The organism is Fuerstiella sp., assembly GCA_022447225.1.
Taxonomy (GTDB): domain Bacteria; phylum Planctomycetota; class Planctomycetia; order Planctomycetales; family Planctomycetaceae; genus S139-18.
This window is the reverse complement of the sequence record JAKVAZ010000018.1, coordinates 1-19047: the sequence shown is the minus strand read 5'-3', so window position 1 is coordinate 19047 and position 19047 is coordinate 1. Positions and strand designations below refer to the sequence as shown.

Genomic DNA, 19047 nt, shown 5'->3' with positions numbered 1-19047 from the left:
CCGTGTTCAGTCGGCTACACACGTACAAAAATTCGGTGCCGGTACATGTAGACCGCTGCCAGCCATAAGACGAGAACCACGGACGTCGGCTCAATAATCCGTCCAAACAGATCGTCACTCATGGCGTCTGCACCGAATATGGATTCCAAAACACCGGACAGATGAATTGCTACGACTTTTTCACCAACCCAGTTGTGGAGAAGCTGCCCCATCAGGTACACGGCCAGTGAGTTCAGGCCCACAACCTGCAGTGGCCAGGCCAGCTTGCCGAACGGCAGGATATCAAACACGGTGTAGAACGCTGCCAGCATCCAGATAACGCATCCACCACTGAACAATGTCCAGCCAGGTGTCCAGATAACTTTGATAATCGGACACACTGTCAGATGCACTGCCATTCCCAGAGAAAGACAGACGGCGCCGGCGACCAGCAGCCGGCTCACTTTATAGCCGCGGCTTTTTCCGCACATCAGCAGCTGACCACACAAAACCCCCAGCAGCATAGTGGCCATCGACGGGACAAAGTTCAGTGTGGTGTAACCGCTGCGATTGAACCGATATTCATTCGGATTGCTGAAAAACCACTGACGCACCAGGCTCGGCAGGAACGTTGATTCCGGGACCACATCGTGAAGTGATTCAGTATTTGAGTCGGCCGCCTGTTCTTCTGTTGTGGATATCTCTTCGCCCCGGAGCGTCCTGAGTTGCGGCAACAACCACTGATCAAATCGAAATGCCACATTTCCGTTTTTAGACCACGGCGCCATTTGATCTGTAAAGACCTCTCCGTTTTCAATGTCCGCATTCACGGCCGCATAGTCGTAGTCCTCCGGGGCTGGATTGAAATAGAACAAACTCCAGTAGCCGACAAGAATCAGGGCCAGTGCGGTCAGCTGGATTCTCTTCGACCGATTCAGAAGCAGGTATACAAAGAAATACCCCAGGCCAATTTGTGCCAGGACATTAGGAAAAATCCAGTTCGTGCGAGGATGCTGCAGTGAGTACAAAAAGACTCCCAGCAGCACCAGAACAACAGATCGAATCAACGCATGAATCAGTCGTTTCCATGAAGCCTGGCCGGCTGCAGACCGCCGCAACACGGAAAAAGGCATTGCGACGCCCACCATAAACATGAACGAAGGCTGGATCAGATCCCAGAACGCAATCCCGTGAATGTTGTCAATCGCAACCCATTTGGCATGTCGAAAGTGGAAGCCGATCGTCTGCCAGGTATCGTAGTCGGCTGTTTTCCATGCAGGGGCATCACGCGGTAATTCCGCGAAGTCACTGAATCCAAACCCATGGGCCGCCAGGACGATCATGATGAACCCGCGATAAGCATCCAGAGACACCAGACGGCCGGACTGCAGCAGATCCCGCCTCTGAGACTCTACCGTGTCTGTCGGTGAACCGGCGCGAGGTTCGGATTTTGTCAGCTTGTACGTTGGTGCCATGATCCGCTGCGACCTGTGTTGAAGACTGACGGATGAAATCGATAGCAGTCTGCCGAAATCGACGGATATGAATCAGCATAGACAACCGCTGTTATTCTATCATGACCGGACACTCCAAGTCTGCTCATTCAAGGTAGCTTTTGAAACGTGAATCCTGTAAATCGGAGTGTCAAAATTGGTTGAACCGGCTCCTGTTGCGCCGTTGCTGTCGAGGCCCCTCGTGGAAAGAGACGAGTCATGTCCGTCATAGAGATTTCTGACACACAGTCCGGGTCCCGGGCTGCGATTGCAGTTGAGTCGGGATTCAACTGCTTTCGTTTTGTGCCTCGACAGGGCAACCAGGAACTGAACGTCATTCATGCTGAAGACGATTTCGAAGAAGGAAACCGTCCGCCCAGTCACAATGGAATTCCGGTTTTGTTTCCCTTTCCGAATCGTATTCGGTCCGGAAAGTACTCATGGGACGGGCAGGACTACGAACTGCCCGAATCCCTGGTCGGCTACGACGGATCCGGAAACGCGATTCACGGATTCTGTCTGGATCGTCCGTGGCGTGTTGAAAAACAGACAGAATCGTCGGTCACCGGTGTCTTTCAGATTAGCCAGGACGCGGCGGACCGGGCGTCCCTCTGGCCGGCTGACGCCAGGCTGTCAGTTCAGTATACGGTTTCTGAAACAACACTGCGTTCAGATTTCACCGTGCATAATCCCGATGTCAAACCATTACCATGGGGGCTGGGGACTCACGCGTATTTTCGTTTGCCGCTCGGTGGAGCTGATGCAGCACAGTGCACAGTTTTTGCCCCCGTCATTCACTCGCGACAATTGAGTGAATGCCTGCCGACCGGAAAAACGGTGGAGATTCCGGCAGACGCCGCACTTCAGGAATCACCGCTGTTCAGCTCACTTAAACTTGACGACGCGTTTTCCGGCCTGCATCCCTCCACCAATGGAAGTGTGGAGACCCGTCTTACGGATCCAGACTCCGGACATCAGGTCATCCAGCGCTTCTCAGCCGACTTTCAGGAGTTGATCGCATTCACACCTCCGTGGACATCAGCCATTTGTCTGGAACCCTATACATGCGCAACTGACGCCATCAATCTTGTAAATCAGGGGTTTGACGCGGGGTTGCGGGTGCTGGAACCAGGCGATACGTGGACCGGTTTTATTGAGATTGAAGCTCAGTTTTGAACACGTCAGTCTGTTCTGCAGGTAACATCTGCTTCTGCTGCACAGGAGTCGTATCGTCAGCACTCTGAACAGTACGACACGAGTTTTGTCCGCAGAACCGGGGCATCTCGTGTCGCCGGAACTTCGTGAAAGGCTGGAACGGTACATGGTCCGACTGATGTCGAGACCGAACCACTGATTCGAACCGGGTCAGCCGAGTCATCAGTTTGCGGGCCGGAATTGAAGCTGCTCAGTATCTGTTGGAAATCCATCAGATACGTGGCAGCTGGTACCGATCCGGTCCACAATACAGGCACCTTTGTTTTCGTAATTCCCTGTTGTCTTCACAATTGTCTTCAAAGGATATTCTTCAATGAGAATCGGATGTTCACCGCTCCGGCTGTCCCTGTTACTGACCGTCTGTGTCCTTTTTACATCAGCAAACGCACGGCCTGACACAAATGACAGGACACTCGTCCGTTTCTATGCCATGGGAGACGTACCCTATGCGCCGGAAGAAGATGAACTGCTGCCAAAACAGATCGCCGAAATTCCGACAGACGCAGAGTTCGTGGTGCACTTAGGAGATATCAAAGGAGGAGGACCTCCGTGTGTCGAGGCGGTTTACCAAAAAGTTTCCGGCATGCTCAGCAGGTCTGTGGCGCCTGTGTTCATTATCCCTGGCGACAATGAATGGAACGACTGCACTGATCCGGCACAGGCATGGATCTACTGGAACCGGTATTTCAGTCGGTTTGATCGCCGCTGGAACCACAGTTTCCCGCTGTTCCGACAGATTGAACATGAAGAAAACTTTTCGTTTGTAAAAAATGGTGTGCTGTTCATCGGCCTGAACGTCGTCGGCGGTCTCGTTCACGATGCCGATGAATGGAAACAGCGGCACGCAGCCGGGTTGAAGTGGGTCCGGCAGAACGTCGCGGAATTTGGGAATGACGTTACGTGTCTGGTGTTGTTTGGACATGCAACGCCAAAGCCCAAACAAGCCGACTTTTTCCAGCCGTTCAGTGTGGAGGCCAGGGCATTCGGCAAGCCCGTTCTTTATCTTCACGGTGACGGCCATTCCTGGATTCATGACCGGCCTTTTGCTGCAAAGAATATTTTGCGAATCCAGGTGGACCAGGGCGGAAAGGCCCCGCCACTGAAAGTAACCGTTACGGACAGCAATACTCAGCCGTTTCGTTTTAACCGGCGGAACGGAAAACCAGCGGGGGCCGCTCACTCCCAGGCAGAATGATCGCGCCGGTGAAGCAAAATCCGAAATTCGGCCAACAGGCCCCCGGACTCCGCTGAGACTCTGATTTCCGACAGACCAGGGTGGAAAGAACGAAACAGCCCCCGTCTGCTGACATCGACACGATATCCAGACGCGTTGATCGACGGCACGATCAGTGGCAGGTATCATTTGAACCCGCCGTACGAATCAGGATCGGTGCGCATCCCTCTGAACAGCCAGGGCTGATTGATTATGATTTTCACCGGTGAAGAAATCGTTACGGAACTTTCAGGACTGGGCATTACTCACGCGATATGGATTCCTGATGCCTGCATCGGTCAGTGGGAATCCGCATTTTCGGCTTCATCAGATATCCAGCTGCTTCGGATCTGTCGCGAAGGCGAAGCGTGGCCACTGGCGGCGGGCTTAACCCTCGGCGGAAAAGTCCCCGTGGTGATCATGCAGACAACCGGTCTGTTTGAATCCGGAGACGCACTCCGCAATATACTCTTCGACCTTGGAATTCCGGTCATTTCCATCATCGGCGCCAGAAACTGGCTGAATGCGGAGTCCCGGGATACTGCCCGAAAATTCGCCGAACCTGTTCTGCAGGCATGGGGAATCCGGTATCAGCTGATTGCCACCGAAGAGGATAAACCACAGTTGACAGATTTTCTTCGCAGCTGTCTTGGTGACGGACAAGCCGGTGCGATACTGCTCGCGGAGTAAACAGCAAATGCAGCACGGTGATCACAACACAGTCTCACGAATTCCCCTTCGGGAATCCCTTTCCACACTGGCAGGTACCCGTCTTGATTCCGACGTGGTCGTAACCAATATGGGGGCCTCGCGCGTCTGGCCTTTGATTGAAAACCACCGTCTGGACTTTCATTTCAATCCGTCAACAATGGGTGGCGTCATTCCGCTGGCCATGGGGATCGCACTGGCCCGGCCTCAGCGTCGCGTCATCGTCGTCTCCGGGGACGGGTCACTTCTGATGAGCCTGGGCTCACTGGTATCTGTCACGGCCGCCGGATGCAGCAATTTGTCTGTGATCCTGCTCGACAACGGCATCTATGACGTGACGGGGGGACAAAAGACTGCCGCGGCTGATGCAGGTGTACGTTTCGACATGATGGCCCGGTCCGTCGGTTTCGAATCCGTCTCGACATTTGATGATGCGGATTCCTGGCAAAACGCTGCCGCCGGTTTTCTGTCCGAAAAGGGACCTGGATTCTGCTGGTTGAAAGTCGCGCCTGCCCTGAGTGAAGATATGATGACTCAACAGGAACCAATGAATAAGCAGATCGAACGACTTCGGACAGAACTGGAACAGTAATATACTGTCTGCGGCCATCCGACAGCCACGGAACGGATGTGAAACCGGTAAACCGAATACCAAAACCGACAATGGATGCACGTTCCCGTAAAACTGAATTCAGAAGAACGTCCCGGATCTAGCCAGCTGCTGTCCTGCCGGTAACACAGTCCTCCCCTAACACAGTCCTCCCCTAACACAGTCCTCCCCTAACACAGTCCTCCCCTAACACACAGGTTCGTCTTTGTAACACTGACACGGAACGGTGAATTCCGGTGTCTTACTGGCCTGAAATAATGTCTATCGCTGAAGCAGATACAGATCAATTCACTGCAGCCGAAGCCGAGTCGTTCAAACGCGACGGATTCCGGATCTGTCGCGATCTCATTCCCGGTCACTACCTGTCGGCTATCAAATCCCTGGCCGATCGCGACATCGCCGGTGAACTGGGAGATATCGAATACGAAGCGGACGTTCGGTATCCGGGAGCTCCTGAGTCCCTGGACGCGGAAGGCGGGCGAACGATCCGTCGACTCAGGCAGGCGTTCAGTCGTGATCCGGTATTTTGTTCACTGGTAAAAGAACCCTTTCTGCTTCAGCGTCTGCAGCAGCTGCTTGGCAATCACATTATTATGCCACTGGCTCATCACAACTGCATTATGACCAAGAGTCCTCAGTTCAGCAGTGATACGGGCTGGCACCAGGACATTCGATACTGGTCGTTTCAAAACTCAAACCTCGTAAATGTCTGGATTGCAGTGACGGAAGAATGTCCCGAAAACGGATGCCTGCAACTGCTCCCGGGCACACACTCTCAGCCCGTGGATCCCCGGCGTCTGGATGAACAGCAGTTTCTCCGGGTGAATCATCCGGACAATCAGGCCTGGCTCGCAGGCGCAGTGACTGCTGAACTGAGACCGGGAGATGTACTGTTTTTCCATGCTCGCAGTTTTCACTCCGCAACTCGAAACACCAGCAGCCGGACGAAGTACTCAACCGTGTTCACCTTTCGCGAACTGGAAAATCACCCTGTCCCCGGTACAAGAAGTGCTTCGTTGCCGGAATTGCTGCTTTCCTGAGTCGTGTTTTTTGATAATGCGTGAGACTCGTCCGGAAAACATCCGCTCACAACACCGAAAATGCAGCGCCGATGACAGGTACGTTGGGATCAAAGTTGTGCACAACATCACGTACACGCGTCAGATAATATGGTGCGGTAATCGCATGAGGATCCGTTTTTCAGGCACTGGTCACGGATTTATGAACACGATTCATCGCAAAGAACGAGGCCCCTGTCAGAAAACACCGGCTTCCGAACGTGCCATAGCATTAAAATTCCCGAGTTAGTCCGTATTTATGTGCCTGATCGCACGCTATGGTCGATCGTACGGAATACGACAGAGCGAATGACCGTTTGCGGGCGGTATCCGGCTCGATTCGACTGGGAAAGCAGGTATAATATGAGTAATCTCTGTGTGGAGCTTCGTGTTCGGAGAAAGTACGGAAAATTCCTGTTTCAATGATTCCTTCTAATTTCCATATTATGGAAGAATTGCCGGTGAAGTGGTCCTCACTTGCAACTTTGATTCTGCTGATGCTCTGGTCACCTGCTGTGAGCAGCGGTGTGCAGAAGGCTCCGCCCCAACAGGCCACATCGCTGGAGATCTCACCGTCAAAGATTGTGATCGGGGGGTCAAATCGACGACAGCAAATTCTTGTCACAGCATTAGCCGCAACCGACCGCCGGTTTGACGCGACCCATCAGGCTGAATTCGAATTCGTCAACCCTGAATTTGCCCGTATTGATGGCGCGACCATCATTGGGGTTGTGGATGGTCATACCGAATTATTGGTTCGCCATGCCGGGCTGACAGCACGTGTTTCAGTCGAAGTTTCAGACATTAGTCAATATCCCCCGGTCAATTTTCAAAACGACGTGATCCCCCTGCTGTCCAAACTTGGTTGCAACAGCGGTGGATGCCACGGCAAACAGTCCGGGCAAAATGGTTTCAAACTGTCAGTGTTTGGATTTGACGCGTATTCAGATTATGACGCCCTTGTGAGAGAAGGTCGCGGGCGCCGCGTATTTCCAGGTGATCCGGCACAAAGTCTTCTGCTGTTAAAGGCCACTGGACTTAAACCACACGGTGGCGGTCAGCGAACAGCTCCGGATTCACAGGAATCCGAACTGCTCAACGCCTGGATTGAACAGGGAATGCCGTGGGGTGACGAGGAAGCACCTCAACTGACAAACATTCAGGTCGAGCCGATGGATCGCGTGCTGGACATGCAGTCTGAACAGCAAATTCTGGTTACCGCCGTTTATTCAGACGGCGGCCGTCGAGACGTGACGTCGGCCACAACTTACACCAGCAATTCCGATGTTGTTGCAAATGTTGATGCCGACGGTCGGATACAGACGGGTACAGCGCCGGGTGAGGCAGCGATTACGGTGAACTATATGGGTGCTGTAGGAGCCGTGCGAGTGATCGTACCGCGAAGCAGCATGGCCGATGGATTTCCCGACCCGATCGTCAACAATCAGATCGATGAACTGGTTTGGACAAAACTGAACAAACTGGGCATCGCGCCTTCAGACCTTGCTGACGATGGCAGATTCCTGAGGCGTGTCTTTCTTCATACGATTGGAACGTTGCCGTCTCCAAAAGAAGTCCTCGCGTTTCTTTCCGACCGTTCCACGGATAAGCGTCAAAGCATCGTAGACGCAGTACTTCAGCGGGAGGAATATTCGGAATACTGGGGACTGAAATTTTCCGACATCCTGATGGTCAATGAAAAGAAACTCGGTGCACGAGGGGCCTACGAGTTCGATAACTGGCTGCGCGAACAGTTTCGGACAAATCGCCCCTATGACGAGTGGGTCCGGGAACTTGTCACAGCCACAGGTAATTCGGGCAAGTACGGTCCTGTTAACTTCTACCGCGCCATGCGAACACCGGAGAACCTGACAAAGTCAATCAGCCAGGCATTTCTGGGCATCCGAATGGACTGTGCTCAATGCCACCACCATCCATTTGAGAAATGGGGACAGTCAGATTTTTATGGCATGACGGGTTTTTTCGGCGGTGTACAGCGAAAGTCTCTGAACCCGGGGCGCGAACTGGTTTACTACGGCAGCTACAGTCCGGCAACGATGCCGTTATCGGGCGAGGTGGTTGAGACTCGGCCCCCAGGCGGAAGTGCTCCGGAGAATCTCGAATCGGGCGATCCACGGGTTTATTTAGCAGAGTGGATGACATCTCCTGAGAATCCGTATTTTGCTCGCCTGATTGTGAATCGCATTTGGAAACATTTTATGGGGCGAGGTCTGATTGAACCGGAGGACGATTTTCGCTCAACAAACCCGGCCACCAATGAACCGCTTTTGGATTTTCTGACGGACGAGCTTGTCCGCAAAAATTATGATTTAAAATCCGTGATGCGATTGATCATGAATTCACGGGTCTATCAACTTTCCAGTAAATCCAACGACACGAACTTTGAAGACGAGCAAAATTACTCTCACTTTCTGGTGGAACGGATTCCGGCCGAGGTTCTGCTGGATTCGGTCTCGCAGGTGACCGGTTCACCCGAAAGGTTTGCCGGTATGCCACACGGGACGCGGGCGATTCAGTTGTGGGACAATCGCATGCCGTCCTATTTCCTCGATACCTTCGGTCGGTCTGAACGATTGTCGGCCTGTGAATGCGGCAAGTCGGGCGAGCCAACAATGGCCCAGGCACTGCATTTAATGAACGCTCCGGAGATCGATGATAAGATTTCTGATCCCAACGGTCGTGTGGCCCGATTGGTTACTGCGGGGCGGACACAGGATGAGATCGTCCGCGAACTGTGTCTCGCATCGCTTAGCCGCCTGCCAAATAAAAAAGAAATCCAGGTTGCCAACGAATTGTTTGCCCAGGCAACACCAGAACAGGCGGCCGGAGATTTTCTTTGGTCACTACTGAATTCGTATGATTTTTTGTTTGTCCGTTAGCGAATATTGCGTCACTCGCCTGACGTGAAATCCGGATCCCGGCAACAAGCCGATCTGTAAGGAACCGAATCATGTTTTCAAATTACTGTGACGGAGTCGACCGTCGTCAATTTTTGAAAGTCGGCGCGGTTGGCGGACTCAGTATGGCCGAAGTACTGCGTTTGCAAAAATTATGCGCGAACGGTGCTGAGCAAAAAGACCTGAACTGCATTTTCATGTTCATTGTGGGTGGAATGCCGCAGCAGGACATGTGGGACCTGAAACCAGATGCGCCGTCCGGAATTCGAGGTGACTTTGATCCCATTGACACGGCTGTTTCAGGAATTCAAATCGGCGACGTGTTGCCCCAGATTTCGAAGGTGACGGACAAGTTTGCAATTCTTCGCAGCCTGACCCACGGTGATTCGGATCACGGACGCGGTATTCACACCATGATGACCGGCCAAAAGGCAGGAGTGGGGGACTTCAACGGCAGAACCAACAACAATCAGCATCCATGTATTGGTTCGATGGTCGCCAAGCTGGGCCGCCCAGGCGGATTACCCCCTTATATCTCAGTCCCAAATTTCCAGGCCAGTGGTGGTCCATCGTTTCTTGGGCCAAGTTACGGTCCCTTTGTGATTGACGCAGATCCGGCGGCACCTGAATTCGCCGTACGTGACATCACTCTGCCTGCCAGTGTGACCGTTGATCAAAGCCAGCGACGTCGTGCGGCATTGCGGGAATTGAATCGTTTTGAACGTCGTGTGGAGAAGGTCAGTGGACAGGTCAAGGCACTCGACGGTTTCTACGAGAAGGCTTACCAACTGATGACGTCACAGAAGGCCAAAGAGGCCTTCGACATCGATCGTGAATCAGAGGCGACACGGGAGCGATACGGTATGACCAGTATCGGCCAGTGCAGTTTACTGGCTCGTCGCCTGGTTGAAGCCGGATGCCGCTTTGTCAGTATCGAAAACGGCCACTGGGATACGCATCGACGGAATACATGGAGCCTTCGTGAATTGCTGTGCCCCAGCTTTGATCAGGCAATTCCGGTGCTGCTGAACGACCTGGAGGATCGTGGGCTACTGGAATCAACATTGGTCGTGGTGACCACCGAATTTGGTCGGACTCCACGAATCAACGACCTGGCCGGTCGTGACCACTGGCCGAACGCATTTTCAATCCTGATGGCTGGCGGCGGTGTCCGAGGCGGTCAGGTAATCGGCGCAACCGATAAACATGCAGCAGAAGTCACCGATCGCCCGATCACGCCGCAGGATATGACGGCTACGATTCTCAACAGGATGGGAATTGATCACAAAACGGTCGTTCATACTCCGCTCGGACGACCCATTCATCTGGTGGATGATGGCCGACCGGTCCACGAACTGTTTGCATAGGTTACCGGGAAATCGCCGCCCACCACATCATCCAGAAGTTAAAGGGACGGATTGTGTCTAGCGTGCCGCGTTGTGTTTTATGTTTTATGTTGCTTGTCGGCGCATTGGGAACTGTCGACCAGGCCAACGCACAGGCGGTTCCCAGTAAAGCACTGAGCAGCACACACATCTTTCCGGCCGGCGCACAACGCGGAACGGATGTCGGCCTGCGTATCGGCGCTGAATGCAGCCCGCCCGGGACGAAGTTTTCGATGATCGGAAAGGGGCTGAACGCGACGTCCGTCCTGACAGAAGAACTTTCACCGCTCGGCGAGCCGTCGCCACGTCGTCTGCCAACTCTTACTGCGATATCATATCCACGCGAATGGGCGGGCAGTGTTTCGATTGCAAAAGACGCTCCACTCGGCCCGGTCTATTGGCGATTGAACAGCGCGTTCGGTGGTACCACCTCGCGACCGTTTATCGTTGGTGACCTGCCTGAACTGATCGAAACCGAATCCAATTCCACCATCGAAACAGCTGAGCTCATCACATTGCCGGTGACGATCAATGGTCAGGTGAGCGGTGAACGCGACACGGATTACTTTCGTTTTAACCTGAATGCCGGAGAATTCGTCGTCTGCGAAGTGATGGCTGGCAGAATCGCCTCACCGCTGGATCCACTGGTTAAACTGCTGGACGGGGACGGAAGTCCGCTGACCCCTCGACAGATTTATATCGGCAGTGATCCGGTTTTGACGTACCGGGCGGAGACCGACGGTGAGTACCTGTTGCGCGTGGCAAACGTCACTTTCCATGGCAGTCCGGCCCACGTTTATCGGGTGGATGTCACAAATCAGCCTCGTATTCATTTCGCGGTTCCAACCGGGGGACAGGCTGGAACCACACAGGAAGTCGAACTCAATTTGCTGGCAGGCACCGAAACGCAAGTCGTTCGGCGGAAAATTGACTTCCCCGACGAGCCCGGTGAGTTTGTTTATCGGGATGCGGAACTAAACAGCTCTGTCTTACTCGTAGCGGATGAATCGCCAAATTCAGCAGAGATTGAACCGAACGACGATCTACCGTCGGCGATGATGATCACACTGCCACAAACGGTCACCGGCCGGTTTCTGTCGGCGTCAGATGAAGACTGGTTCAGATTCGTTGCGCAAAAGGAAGATCAACTGCAGATCACCTGTCGAGCGTTTCCACCTGGCACGGCCGCCATGCCCAACGTTACTGTCACCGACGATCAGGAAAAAACACTCGCTGAAGCACGAAGCGTGACGTCGACAGCTGGCGTTTGTCGCATCCTCTGGACAGCTCCAAACAGTGGCACGTTCTACGTCAAAATCCGTGACCTTCGGAAAGGCTCCCGTGGTGGCTCCGACTTTCTGTATCGACTGTCGGCTGTTCCGGCAAATCCGGATTTCGCTGTTAAATTGAACTCAGACAATATTGGTGTCGTACAGGGTTCTCAGTCAAAAGTCGATATTTCGGTCGAACGCCTGGGAGGGTTCAACAGCGCTATCGCGCTGGAATTTGAAGGGCTGCCCGAAGGTTGCACGATTACCAATGCTGAAATTCCTGCAGGCGCCAACAGCGTAACGGTAGAACTGGCGGTAACTGAAGAGGTTCCTGTTTCCTGTACACCAGTCAAACTGACGGGGCGAGCACAGGTTGACGGTCATATGCTTGAACGTATCGCTCGTGGCCGACATCTGGGAGTTGACAGTGAAGGAGTGAGTGTCGGGAGCCCCGTAATCGAGCAACTTCATTTGACGGTACTGCACAAACCGCTGTTCCGTCTGGTTTGCTCGGAAGCATATCACTACGGACATCGTGGCACCGTGTTTCCATACCCGATGGAAGTTGAACGACTTGATGGTTTTGACGGAAAAATTATTGTCCAGCGTGCTGATCGGCAAAACAGCGACATGGATGGCATACAAATCTGGAACGCCGTAATCCCTTCAGGGAGCTCAACTGTAGATGTGCCGATCTACATGCCCGAATCAATGCACATCAATGTGCAACCGCAGTCACAACTCTATTCGCAGGCGTTTGCGCATTTCAAAGACAAACATGGTCGGGATCAATCCATCCTGGTGGTAGCTGAAAAGCGAAACATGATGCGTACGTTGCCGCCCGTGGTGAAACTGCAGGCAGTCGATCAGCAGGTCTCCGCTGAATGTGGTGGTACGGTCCAATGTCGATTGCACCTCGAACGTACCTCAAATTTTCCCGGGCCGATGGAAGTCGAGTTACTGGACCCAACTGACGGCTTTGCGGCGGAACCGTTTAAAATTCCGGGCGGTGAATCTGATGTCCAGGTAGCGATTCAGGTCCCAACAACGTTGGAGTCGGGAGCACTGATTCCCCTTGTGTTCAGGGCACGCGGTGACTTGGACGAGCGGGTCGAAGTCATTACAGAGGCTTCCGTTGCCGTACGCGTGGAATAGTGGCTGACATCAAAGATTCGTAGACGTATCGTTGCGTCCGAATGGCGGAAATCGACCGGCAACAGCGTCAAATTTGTGTGAGCGGTGGTGTTGAGTCACCGAATCCGTTGAGTTTCAGAAGTATGTTTTCCATTTGCGAACATACTCTGTTGTCAGAATCACGCAGTCAGTAATCCGGGTCCGCGATCGTCCTGTCTGCGAATATCCGTTTGGTGACAAGTCCGGTCCATCAGGAAAATGCCTCTTTCAAAACACTGCCGCCATTAAAGGTCGCGATTTCCTGCCTGCCACGGTGTTCGAACTGCAGGTCGTGCTGGTCAATGCCCATCGCGTGCAGAATCGTTGCATGAAAGTCTGCAGGAGTCACAACACGGTCGATTGCGGTGTAACCAACGTCGTCCGTTTCACCAATCGTCTGACCGCCACGAATTCCGCCGCCCGCCAGCCACATCGTAAAACCGCCCGGTGAATGGTCCCGACCACCTTTCTTTTCCACACCCGGCGTCCGTCCAAATTCACCACCCCACACCAGTAAAGTGGAGTCAAGCAGCCCGCGTCGTCTGAGGTCCGCGATCAGACCGGCAATTGGTTTGTCGGACTTGCCGGCCGCTGCGGTATGTCCACCAAGCAGATCATCATGCGAATCCCATCCTTCTACGCGCAACTGAATGAACCGCACCCCGCGTTCAATCAGACGTCGAGTGAGCAGGCACTGCTCACCGATATTGCGAGTTCGGTCGTCATCCAGGCCATACAGTCGCTGAGTGGCTTCGGTCTCCCGCGATAAGTCAAAGGCTTCAGGCGCTGCCAACTGCATGCGAAACGCAAGCTCATAACTCCGGATTCTCGCCTCAAGCTCACTAGTGTCATCCACGAATTGATGCAGATGGCGTGCATTGAGCCGATCGATCAGACGGAGCTGATCCTGCCGTTGTTCAGTACTGACTCCATGCGGCATGTTGAGGTTCGGAATGCCGTCCGAGACATTGCCAAGTGCCGTCCCCTGAGATTCTGAAGGCAAAAAACCAGGAGCGTATGTCGGCCTGGGTCCTCCGCCAATCACGACAAATCCCGGAAGGTTCTGATTTTCGCTCCCCAGACCATAGTTGATCCAGGCTCCGAGACTGGGGCGGTCACCACCAATAGTTCCCGTGGTCATCACATATTCACCGGGAACATGAATGACCGTGTCGTGCTGAATACTGCGCACGATACACAGGTCATCAATGTGCTCAGCCGTGTGTTCAACAAGATTTGAGGCCCACAGTCCACTTTCTCCAAAGCGACGAAATCGAAACGGACTCGCCATCAGCGTCCGTGTACCGTTGCCCTGCACGGCGGATGCCTGAAAGTGCTGTTGAATACTTTTCGGCGTGACCTGACCGTCCAGTCGCGTAAGTTCCGGTTTCGGGTCGTAGGTATCAACGTGACTTGGTCCTCCGGCCATAAACAGGAACACGACATTTGTCGCAGCAGGAGGATGCGTGGGCCGACTCCTGTTGATATTGGCCGGCTGGTTTTCTGCCAATAGTTTTGAGGCCGCTAACCAACCAAAACCCAGGGCCGAACAGCACAACATTGCGCGCCGAGAGGTTGCACACGAACCAATTCGTCCGCAATGTTTGTTAAGGACTTTCACCATGTTGAGCCAGTCAAAGACGGATTGTTGGCTGCTTCAATTCAACCTGGTTCTATTCTATGTAACAGAATTCATTCAAATTCAACAGAGCCTGACTAAACAGTTCCAAGCCCGTCATTGGCTCCGGCCCCTGAAGCCACCGATCCTGCAGATACTCCACAGTCCTGGCAGTCTGTGTATCTGACAATGCATCACGATAGAACAGAATCTCCCCCACGTCTCCGTTCAGTCGTTCCCCGTAGTCAGAAAAAGCGTCGATATAACCACCAACGGCAGCCTGGCCGCCTGAACCCGGATCGATGACTCCTTTGAGTTCAACCGTTTCATCAGAGAGTTGCCGTTCATGATCCCATACATCCAGCTCCAGCTTCGATCCATTCCAGCGGACAACGATCAGCACGGGAACACCGTCGGCCACGCCACGGGAACTTTGAATACGATCCCCCCACTCGCCGTTTATATTCTGTCCAACAGAAATCATACCACTGGACGCTCTTCGCATCAGCGCCACCGTTGCAATGTCATTTCCACCGTTGCGTCCCTTGACGAAAACCACTTCATTTCGCTGCCCACTGCCGTTGAATCGCACTGTGGCAAACAGGGTGTATCCGTCAGTAACATCGAATTCATGCTGGTCGGCGCATGACAGAAAATGATCTGACTGTCCGAACGGGCCACCTGCGAAGCGGATCACAGGCAAACCACTCATTCTCTCCAGCGGCCTGCTCACGAAACGTGGCTGACGAGAACCCGTTGTCTGACTGAGGCTGCTGGCAAAACGGTTGTCCCCCCCGGTCTGATCGACCCATGATAACACACGGTCGTTATCCTGGATTGGGTCCCCCGTTACCGACTGCACACCAACATCAGCACGCAGCCACAGACTGAGGTATTGGGTTGGCACCCGCTGTCCGTGTCCTCCGGTATGTTCAGATGTATGCGTGTCCGAAGACCGGGACAGGGTCCTGTTCTGTTTCGCAAAAAAAGCCCTGGCGGCCCCACGTTCAATCTCGTCAGGCGGACGTCCCAACACAAATTTGAATGCGTAATCGATCTGACGATCAACTTCTTTACTGTCACGGTGGCTGATTCGATGCGCCAGTGCTCGACTGCGATCCCGAGCAAAATCGTTATTAAGCAAATACAGCGACTGCAGGGGGCTCGTCGACACATGTCGTTCGACACACGATTCAGCCATGGCGGTTGGTCCGTCAAACAACTGCTGCATGGCCGGCGGTGCGTCTCGTTTCTGAAACAGATATATACCTCGACGAACACTGGTTGCCTGTTCGCCAAGCGGAACGCTGGGTCCGCCTACGCTCCGGTCCAGCTCTCCGCTGGCAGCCAGCATGGAATCGTGGATTGCTTCCGCTTCCAGGCGTCGTCGCGGCCACCGCCAAAGGTAACGGTTTTCGGGATCCGACAATTGAACCGGTGATTTCGAAGACTGTTGCCATGTTCGCGAGGTCACAATCAGGCGATGAATGTGTTTCGAGCTCCAGTTGTTATCCATCAACTCCGACGCCAGCCAGTCCAGCAGTTTCGGGTGAGTCGGTCGACTGCCACGAATTCCAAAATTGCCAGGCGTCTCCACCAAACCACGCCCAAAGTGCATTTGCCAGATACGGTTCACCCAGACCCGAGCCGTCAGGGGATTGTCTCCGTCACTTAACCAGTCACTCAACACCGTGCGAGGACGTGATTTCAGATGAGGAGACAACGAAGGACCGAACGCAGAGGGCCAGCCAGGCGTAACAATCGCAACCGGCCGAAAAATCTGTCCTCGCCCCAGCAGATAACTACGACAATCCGCCAGACGCTTTCTGTCATGCATCAACGGAAAATTGCCTTTCATCGGCAGCGTACTCAACTGATGCGGGCTCGTCACCGGCGAATAGAACGCCCAGGTCTGCGAAACAGACGGAAGCATCGCATCGAGCTGGTCCCGCAAATTGTCGAGCTGTTTCTTCTCTGCTGCATTGATGCGATAGCTGTTGCATCCGGCGACACGAATATTCAATTTGATTCGTGCAGGTCGATAAGTTTGTTCCTGCGCCAAGGTGCGTTCAGACTCTGCGGTGTGGAGCAGGTTGCGCATTGGCGATGAATGCTCGTTAAATCCATCAGACAAAACTCGCTGTCGTACCTTCAGATCCAGATTCAGGAGTTCCTGAGCTACCTTATCCAGGTCCTTTGGCCGCGGAGTGTCCGCCAGAACAACATTACCAGGCAGTCCTCGTTTGAAAAAAGCCTGCAGTCGATAGAAATCCCGCTGGCTGATCGGATCGAATTTATGGTCGTGACATTGAGCACAGCCGACGGTCAGGCCCAGTACTGAGCTGGAAAGTGCATTAACAATGTCAGTGTACATATCGTTTTCAACGCGGTAAAAGTGAAGGTCGTCCGCACTGATTCGGGCAGCCGCCAGATAACCGGTCGCAATCAAGTTTTCGTCGCTGTAAGGTTCCAGTTCATCCCCGGCAATTTGCTGGCGAAGAAATTCTGTGTATGGCTTGTCGCTGTTGAAGCTGTCAATCACGTAGTCACGATATCGCCAGGCAAAAGACCGATCATTGTTTTGAGCAAATCCTTCGGATTCAGCCCAGCGGGCAGAGTCCAGCCAGTGGCGAGCGATCCGTTCCCCAAAATGCTCAGAACTGAGTGCGTTTTCCACCAGTGACCTCCAGGCACGAGGAGATCTGTCGTTCATGAAAGCATCCATCTCATCCGACGAGGGCAGCACACCGTGCAGAACAAGGTGCAATCGCCGAAACAGTGTTCGTTTCGATGCCGGCCGGGATGCTTTAATGTTCAGTTCGCTGTGCCAGGCTCCGACAAAAGCATCAATCGGATGTACGTCATTCGAACTCCCCATCAGTCCCGGATTACCGGCTCGCAATTTGGGAACAACATTCGGAATCACTGGCCGCTGAACCGAGCGAAACGCCCAGTGCTGTCCTGCAAGTGTCCGATTCGGATCGGGCAGTAATTCTCCGTCCCACGCAACACCCTGATCGATCCAGGCACGTAGCAGTTCAATCTCTTCGGGGTTCAGTGGGGGACCGAAATCTGCTGGCGGCATTAACTTGCCCTCGACAGAGCCTGTCACGAGGTGCATCAGCAGACTATGGGAACTTTTTCCGGGGACAACCATGGGCATCCCATCTGTCTCTCCCAATATTTTTGCGTAATGGTCCAGACGAACGCCGGATACCGAATTTGATCCCTGATGACACTCAAAACAACGCTGACGCAGCAAAGGCAGAATGTCATCTGCGAAACCCACTTTTGAACTCGAATCAGCCGAAAGACTGTTCTGTCCATCACCAGTACTTTGTGTTCTTGCTTTCTCCACTAAGCAACACAACAGTGCAGAGGAAATCACAGCAACCCGTAAAAATCCGTAGCCAGTCACGACAGAACGATTCCTGTTCCGGAGGCGCGCATTAAAAAAGCCGGACCCCAAAAGGGCCCGGCTTAATAGATGATCCCGGCAATAACCTACTTTCGCACTGGTGGGCACTATCATCGGCCTTGTGAGCTTAACGGTCGTGTTCGGAATGGGAACGTGTGTTTCCTCACAAGTATAGTCACCGGGAAATCTCAGACGCGCCAGCAGAGCCGCATTCGTCTGAGCGAAAAAGTCTAAGTGAACATCACACTGCGTCCGGCGGATATCTACCGCCACAGTTCAAATCGTTACCACAATATTGACGAACTATCAGAACATGGCCCTGACAGTGAATCAAAGTGGCCAGACATTCCTCCGTTAGTACTGGTCAGCTTAAACGCTCTCACGTCTTACACAGCCAGCCTATCAACCTGGTCGTCTTCCAGGGGAGTCCATCCCGACGAATCGGGAAACGAAACCTAATCTTGGGGATGGCTTCGCGCTTAGATGCTTTCAGCGCTTATCACAACCATACTTAGCTACCCTGCGATGCCACTGGCGTGACAACAGGAACACCAGAGGTATGTCCCTCTAAATCCTCTCGTACTAAAGAGAATACCCCTCAAGTTTCGTACGCCCACAGCAGATAGGGACCAACCTGTCTCACGACGGTTTAAACCCAGCTCGCGTACCACTTTAATAGGCGAACAGCCTAACCCTTGGGAGCTTCTTCACCCCCAGGATGTGATGAGCCGACATCGAGGTGCCAAACCCCGCCGCCGCTATGGACGCTCGGGCGGGATCAGCCTGTTATCCCCAGAGTACCTTTTATCTGTTGAGCGACGGCCCTTCCATTCGGAACCGCCGGATCACTAAGTCCAACTTTCGTTTCTGTTCGACATATACGTCTCACAGTCAAGCACCCTTCTACCTTTACGCTCTTCGGCTGATTGCCAACCAGCCTGAGGGTACCTTTGAGCTCCTCCGTTACTCTTTAGGAGGAGACCGCCCC

General features: G+C 53.4%; 11 protein-coding genes and 2 rRNA genes. 8 read left to right on the top strand and 5 right to left on the bottom strand.

Annotation, left to right across the window (positions count from 1 at the left end; genetic code table 11):
* Window positions 1-14 precede the first annotated feature (14 nt).
* On the bottom strand, window positions 15-1454 hold the full coding sequence (locus MK110_18310) for a DUF5009 domain-containing protein (protein MCH2213258.1): 1440 nt from the start codon (window positions 1452-1454) through the stop codon (window positions 15-17).
* A gap of 237 nt (window positions 1455-1691) precedes the next feature.
* On the opposite strand from MK110_18310, the gene MK110_18305 reads away from it, so the two are divergent.
* The 8 genes from MK110_18305 (at window position 1692) to MK110_18270 (ending at window position 13005) form a co-directional block, all read left to right on the top strand.
* Entirely contained in the window at window positions 1692-2648 is a 957-nt protein-coding gene (locus MK110_18305; protein ID MCH2213257.1) for an aldose 1-epimerase, read from the top strand.
* A 352-nt stretch (window positions 2649-3000) separates the two neighbouring features.
* Window positions 3001-3882, top strand: a complete 882-nt coding sequence (locus tag MK110_18300; GenBank protein MCH2213256.1) for a metallophosphoesterase — start codon at window positions 3001-3003, stop codon at window positions 3880-3882.
* Window positions 3883-4113: 231 nt separating this feature from the next.
* Complete coding sequence (locus MK110_18295) at window positions 4114-4590, top strand: hypothetical protein (protein MCH2213255.1); 477 nt, start codon at window positions 4114-4116, stop codon at window positions 4588-4590.
* Between the two features lie 7 nt (window positions 4591-4597).
* A complete protein-coding gene (locus tag MK110_18290) occupies window positions 4598-5200 on the top strand; it encodes a thiamine pyrophosphate-dependent enzyme (protein ID MCH2213254.1) in 603 nt (200 codons plus the stop codon).
* A 275-nt stretch (window positions 5201-5475) separates the two neighbouring features.
* Entirely contained in the window at window positions 5476-6258 is a 783-nt protein-coding gene (locus MK110_18285) for a phytanoyl-CoA dioxygenase family protein (protein ID MCH2213253.1), read from the top strand.
* A gap of 440 nt (window positions 6259-6698) precedes the next feature.
* Complete coding sequence (locus tag MK110_18280) at window positions 6699-9176, top strand: DUF1553 domain-containing protein (protein ID MCH2213252.1); 2478 nt, start codon at window positions 6699-6701, stop codon at window positions 9174-9176.
* A gap of 71 nt (window positions 9177-9247) precedes the next feature.
* A complete protein-coding gene (locus tag MK110_18275) occupies window positions 9248-10561 on the top strand; it encodes a DUF1501 domain-containing protein (GenBank protein MCH2213251.1) in 1314 nt (437 codons plus the stop codon).
* A gap of 62 nt (window positions 10562-10623) precedes the next feature.
* Window positions 10624-13005: a PPC domain-containing protein gene (locus MK110_18270; protein ID MCH2213250.1), complete on the top strand. Its 2382-nt coding sequence runs from the start codon at window positions 10624-10626 to the stop codon at window positions 13003-13005.
* Window positions 13006-13234: 229 nt separating this feature from the next.
* Here the strand turns inward: MK110_18270 and MK110_18265 are convergent, their stop codons facing one another.
* The 4 genes from MK110_18265 to MK110_18250 all read right to left on the bottom strand — a co-directional run.
* Window positions 13235-14533, bottom strand: a complete 1299-nt coding sequence (locus MK110_18265) for a DUF1501 domain-containing protein (GenBank protein MCH2213249.1) — start codon at window positions 14531-14533, stop codon at window positions 13235-13237.
* A 163-nt stretch (window positions 14534-14696) separates the two neighbouring features.
* Entirely contained in the window at window positions 14697-18059 is a 3363-nt protein-coding gene (locus tag MK110_18260; GenBank protein MCH2213248.1) for a DUF1553 domain-containing protein, read from the bottom strand.
* A gap of 73 nt (window positions 18060-18132) precedes the next feature.
* Window positions 18133-18242 (bottom strand): 5S ribosomal RNA (gene rrf / locus MK110_18255).
* 151 nt (window positions 18243-18393) lie between these two features.
* Window positions 18394-19047 (bottom strand): 23S ribosomal RNA (locus tag MK110_18250); the annotation flags it as partial.